We start from the raw sequence: 6,000 nt of genomic DNA, 5'->3' as shown, positions 1-6,000 counted from the left end.
GCTATGCCCTACCCATACCCAGGTTGTCAACCGCTTCGCTCATCAGTCGAACCTATCTCATTGTGCGCGATCCTGGGCACTATCGCGTCACCCTGCTGTCGCGTGGGTCTTACGTCACGAACGGAAAGCGGATGATAGCAGCGGAGATAGCCGTTGGATCAGACCACGGGGAAGACGTCTAGCCTGCGCACCAGCAGTTACGGCCCAGTACCTGCCGGCAGTGGATGGAATGCCTCCACGGGGAGCGCGTGCAGCTCGGCCTAACGCAGCGTGACATGTAGGTAATGCATAGGCTAGGGGTTGGGGGTGAGGGCATCCTGGTGTCGTCACCTGGCTCTATCTCCCCATGTGGCTGCTGGAATCCACACTTCCTTACGGCGCCTGTCCCCGACGATATGCGGTATACTAAGGCTTGACATAGCAATACAAGGAGCACACGTATGCGCTACGCGCTCGAACGATTTATTAGCGATATTCAAGCGGCCATTGTCGCCACCGGCAAAGTACCGGCTGATCTGATTGAAATTACGACACCAAAACCAAACATTCCCGCTGATCGCACATTTGTGACCTTCAAAGCGGCAAAGGCACTCGGCGTCGATCCGGTGCGTCTGGCTGCCGATCTGGCAACGGCTATTGTTCCGCCACCCGATTCGCTGATTGGCGAGGTGACGGCTACCGGTGCTTTTCTGAATTTTACGCTCCACCCACAGCGATTGGCCGCAGCCGTGATGGCAGAGATTGAGACATACGGCGATGCCTACGGCTCTGTGGCCGATGGTGCTAACCGGACGGTGGTTATCGACTATTCATCACCCAACATCGCCAAGCGCATGCACGTCGGTCATATCCGCTCAACGATTATTGGGCAGGCGTTAGTGCATATTTTCCGTGCCCTGGGTTATCGCGTGATCGGTGATAATCACCTAGGTGATTGGGGGACGCAGTTTGGCATTATCCTGGCCGCCATGCAGCGCTATGGTCGCCCGCAGAACGAGGGTGAAGCGGCGATGGCAGAACTGGAGGCACTTTATGCTCGCTACAACGCCGAGATGAAAGATAATCCTGCCCTTGAAGACGAAGCCCGACGCTGGTCGCTGGCTCTGGAGCAGGGCGATCCAACTGCCCGTGAGCTGTGGCAGTGGTGCGTTGATCTAACGATGCGGGCAGCCCAGCGCAACTATGACCGGCTGGGTGTCCGTTTCGATTACGCCTATGGCGAGAGTTTCTACGAAGCGATGCTGCCTGGCGTGATCGAAGAAGCGCTTCAATCGGGCGCAGCGTTTCGTGATGTTGATGGGGCAGTTGTCGCCGAACTTGATAAGCTGCCCCGGTTTATTGTGCAGCGGAGCGATGGCGGTACTGTTTATATCACCCGTGACATTGCGACGATTAAGTTTCGCTTGCAAGAGTTCAATCCCTCTCACATCATTTATGTGGTCGACGCCCGCCAGGAACTGCATTTTCGACAGCTCTTCGCAATTGTGCGGGCAATGGGTTATGCCCACGATGTTGAATTGATCCATGTACCATTTGGCGTTATTACCACTCCCGACGGTCAGCCCCTTTCCACCAAGAAAGGGAATATGGTCTACCTCGAATCACTGCTCAACGATGCCGTAGCCCGGGCCCGGGCATTAGTGGATGCAAAAAGCCCAACCCTGTCGCCGGAAGAACGGGCACAGATCGCAGAGGCGGTGGGCATTGGGGCAGTGATTTACAACGATCTCTACCAGGACCCTCGCCGCAACATTACGCTCGATTGGGATCGCATGCTATCGATTGAAGGGAATAGTGCCGCGTATCTCCAGTATTCACACGCACGCTGCCGCTCGATTCTGCGCCGTGCCGCCGAAGAGGGTATGCTGAGCACTGAGGCCGATCCAGGGCTGCTCACCCATCCGAGCGAGCAACGTCTGGTTCGTCATCTGGTGCGCCTGCCTGAAGCGGTACGCGAAGCTGGTGTGCGCTACGCTCCCTTCGTGATTGCCGACTGGTGCTACACCACAGCTCGCGAGTTCGGTATCTTTTTCGAGCAGTGCCCGGTGTTGCGGGCTGAAACTCCGGCCTTGCGGGCAGCGCGTCTGCAATTGGTGTCGGCAACCGCCAATGCACTACGGAATGGACTGGCGTTACTGGGTATTCAGGCACCTGAACGGATGTAGGCAGATTCTGCGCTGGCGATCAGGTGTACGGGCAGGTGTTTGGAGAGTACTCTTTGCTACGACACATCCAACCCTCGGGCAGAGCTTGAGGTGCGTATGACGGCAACCAATTTCAGCACAGAAAATCGAACTTACCGCCAGCTCTTGGGGAACGGGCTTACCTATCGCATACCTCCGTTTCAGCGCGACTACTCCTGGGGTGAGGAAGAGTGGGAAGATCTGTGGCTCGATATTCAGAGCACCCTCCCTGCCGATGGTGAACCTGCCCACTACATGGGCTATCTGGTACTCCAGACAGTTGACAATCGGGTGTTTGAGGTTATCGATGGTCAGCAGCGCCTCACCACCTTGAGTCTGATCGTTCTGGCGGCAATGCGCTTGCTCAAGCGTCTCATCAGCAGCGGTGTTGAGGCCGAGGCCAATCAGATTCGTCTGACGCAGTTACGGGCCAGTTATATCGGTTACCTCAATCCGGTAACCCTTATGACGCAGAACAAGCTCTCACTCAACCGGCAGAACGATCCGCATTATCGAGATTATCTGGTCACGCTGACCGATCCGCTTCCGCAGCGTGGGTTTCCGGCTTCCACGTTGACGATGCGGAAAGCTTTTGAATGATTTGAACGTCGTCTCAATGAATACACCAGAGCCGATAGCGATCAGGGCCGTGCTTTGGCGCAGTTTATTGAGACGATGAGTGATAAGCTCTTCTTCACTGTCATCACGGTAGCCGATGAACTCAATGCGTACCGTGTTTTTGAGACCCTCAATGCTCGTGGTGTTCGTTTATCAGCGACCGATCTGCTCAAAAATTATCTCTTTTCCGTCCTGGCTCGCGGTCAACAGGCCACAGGTGAATTAGAAGAGCTGGAGCGCCGTTGGGAGAGACTGGTTGGTCGTTTAGGTAGTGAGAGCTTTCCAGATTTTTTTCGGATGCATTGGAACAGTCGGTATAGCTTTGTGCGCCAGTCTGAGCTGTTCAAGACGATCCGCAGCCGCATCCAGAGTCGCGAAGCGGTATTTACGCTGTTGCGCGAGATGGATGAAGATGTCGATACCTACCTTGCCCTCACCCAACCCGAGGGTTCAGATTGGCCTTCCGATTGGAAGATCTCGGCTCGCGAGCTTCGTCTTTTTTCGGTACGCCAGCCCTATCCGATGCTGATGGCAGCTAGACGCCGGTTTGCTGAACAGGATTTTGCCAGGTTGCTGCGGGCAACGGTCGTTATCTCGTTTCGTTACAATGTCATTGGTTCACAGCATCCAGGTGAACAGGAGCGACTATATCACGAAGTGGCGAAAAAGATTCACGAGGGAATGATAACGAATGTTCACCTTGCGTTGCAAGCCTTATATCCTATCTATCGTAGTGATACTGCATTCCGGGCAGATTTTGCCGAGAAATCGATTAAAACCACGCAGAGTCGTAATGCGCGGATCGTGCGATATATCCTAAACAAGCTCGAGCGGCAGGTTGGTGGGATCGAGTTTGATCAAGACTCCCCTGCGTATACCATTGAACATATTTTGCCGCAGTCACCCGATGCGGGATGGGATGCTTTTAGTGACCGCGATATAGACTCCTTCATCTATCGTTTGGGCAATATGACGATGCTTGAGAGTAGTCGCAATAAAGACGCCGCTAATAAACCATTTGCCCAGAAGCGAGCTATTTACAAGGATAGTGAGTTTCACCTCACGAAAAAACTGGCCGACGAAGAAGAGTGGACGCCAGTGCGCCTGGCTGCACGACAGCATGAGATGGACAGGCTTGCCACAGCAATCTGGTGCATCGATCTGTAGATGTTGTTTCACAAATCCATCCCTCTACAGCATCACTCCCCTGTGCGTCTGGTTGTATCTAAGCCAGACTGCTGTCTCTACTCCTCACGCATCATCATGCCCATAACGAGCCAGTTTAGCGGTCGTTACGGAGTGTGTACAGCTTCCGCGTAATTGCAAGGGTCCTGGCATGTCGTGGTATTGACAATACGACCGATTGACTGTTGGTCAATACTTGCGATATGCTCAACAAAGAGATAACTTCTGTTCTGAACCGAGATGGTTGGACGAGACTCCAACTATTCTCGCACTGCTATCATGGAAAGGCTAAAGATGTTCTCCTTCAATACCATCCGTGCCGTTCTGTTCGATATGGACGGTGTGCTGTACCGGGGGCAGACGCCATTGCCGGGAGTTTCCGATCTGTTCCAGTTTCTCACCGAACAGCAGATTGCCTTTGCATGTGCTACCAACAATGCATCGATGACACCACAGCAATACGAGGTGAAGCTGGCAGCAATGGGGATTACGCTGCCGGCGGATCGGGTGATTACCTCGGCGCAGGCGACGGCGCGGTATCTGCGCGACCAGTACCCCGCCGGTACCCGGGTCTTTGTGGTTGGGATGCAAGGGCTACGTGAAGCGCTCTTCGCCGATGGCTACTTTGTCGAAGACGATCAATCCCCCGATCTGGTCGTGCAAGGGGCAGATTTTACGCTGACGTATGACCGCCTCAAGTGGGCAACGCTGCATATCCGGCGTGGTGCACGCTTCATTTCCACCAACCCCGACCGCACCTTTCCCAGCGAAGAGGGTCTCATTCCCGGCGCCGGTGCGGTTGCCGCAGCACTCAGTGCGGCAACTGATGTTACCCCGCTCGTGATCGGCAAGCCGGCGCCAACCATGTTTCTCATTGGTGCCGCCTTGCTTGGCGCAACGCCGGCGCAGACACTGGTAGTGGGTGATCGCCTCGATACCGATATTGCCGGTGCAATCGCCGCAAACATGCCTTCTGTGTTGGTCTTGACCGGCGTCAGTACGCTGGCTGAAGCGACAACTGGCCCCATCCGCCCCGATCTGATTGTCGCCGATCTGCCCGAACTGCTCGACCGCTGGCAGGCGAGTTTGCGCACATCTTGATCTGAATGTTGTCCGGAAATAACATTCCGAACCTCCAGCATATGTACGAGCGGTGGCTCTATTGCCACTTACCTCATGCGAGGAGATACCCCTTCCACGCGGTCAATGTGTCTCCGGTTTGGTGCACGGAAGCCGTGCTTCTGCCTCCTTCGCGTAGCGGGCTCAACGCGAGTGGCAATTGTCAAGCCGCTGTTTGTTGCAGCTGTGAGCAAGACCATAATCTCCGCGCCATTGACGTTGCCAACAACGCATCGCGCAAGAATCGGTGTGTGAGGCTAGTAGTAGGCATAACCTGCCACACGCAGGTTGCCCATGCCTCTTATGTCACAGATTGCAATCTGATACCGATTTGACACAAAACGACAAAAGCGTGAATATCATGCATGTCGTTTTGGCTTTACATAGAAGCGCCTGGTAGAAGCGTATGATTCAGCCGGCTATTGTGATCTACGACCGTACCCATGTCCTGGATCTGATCCGTACTCAGTCGCCAGAAACGATCCGTGGCCGTCTGCGGGCTGGCGATTTTGATACGGTGCTCGATCCCGATGGCCGTGCCCTGCTCGACGAATTATTGACCGCATGGATCCAACGTGCTCTTGGCCCACTCACCCTGCGCGATGCCATGCTCATCGATCCGTATCGCGCTCGCCAGGTGTATGGCTTGTTGTGCGCGTTGCATGTGCGACAACGAGTCGCGATTCCGCTCGACCTTGCCGTGCATCTGCCGGCGGCACCCGCCGATCTCGCGACTCTTCCGCCGCCACTTGCTACCCGACCTGACCTTGCTACCCTGGCATCACAAGCGGCTCAGGAAGGACTGACTCTGGCCTGGCAGGTACAACCCTACGATTTTGCCTCACCCGGTAATCTGCTCGAACTCGTTCCGCCTCCACCTCAGCCGTATCGCGAC

General features: G+C 55.1%; 3 protein-coding genes and 1 pseudogene. All 4 read left to right on the top strand.

The genetic code is table 11. From position 1 onward, the window contains the following. The coding region (locus VAE55_RS00490) for a hypothetical protein (protein WP_322813867.1) at positions 1-182 on the top strand (182 nt) is incomplete at its 5' end. Between the two features lie 258 nt (positions 183-440). After that, positions 441-2,165 (top strand): arginine--tRNA ligase, encoded by a 1,725-nt coding sequence (argS, locus tag VAE55_RS00485; RefSeq protein WP_322813866.1) that lies wholly within the window; start codon positions 441-443, stop codon positions 2,163-2,165. Positions 2,166-2,261: 96 nt separating this feature from the next. Beyond that, positions 2,262-3,968, top strand: a pseudogene (locus VAE55_RS00475) (DUF262 domain-containing protein). Between the two features lie 312 nt (positions 3,969-4,280). After that, entirely contained in the window at positions 4,281-5,087 is an 807-nt protein-coding gene (locus VAE55_RS00470) for an HAD-IIA family hydrolase (protein ID WP_322813863.1), read from the top strand. The last annotated feature ends 913 nt before the right edge of the window (positions 5,088-6,000 follow it).

Origin of the sequence: Chloroflexus sp., assembly GCF_034432675.1 — a bacterium.
Taxonomy (GTDB): domain Bacteria; phylum Chloroflexota; class Chloroflexia; order Chloroflexales; family Chloroflexaceae; genus Chloroflexus.
The sequence above is the reverse complement of the archived record's forward strand: the minus strand, read 5'-3'. Positions and strand labels throughout refer to the sequence as shown.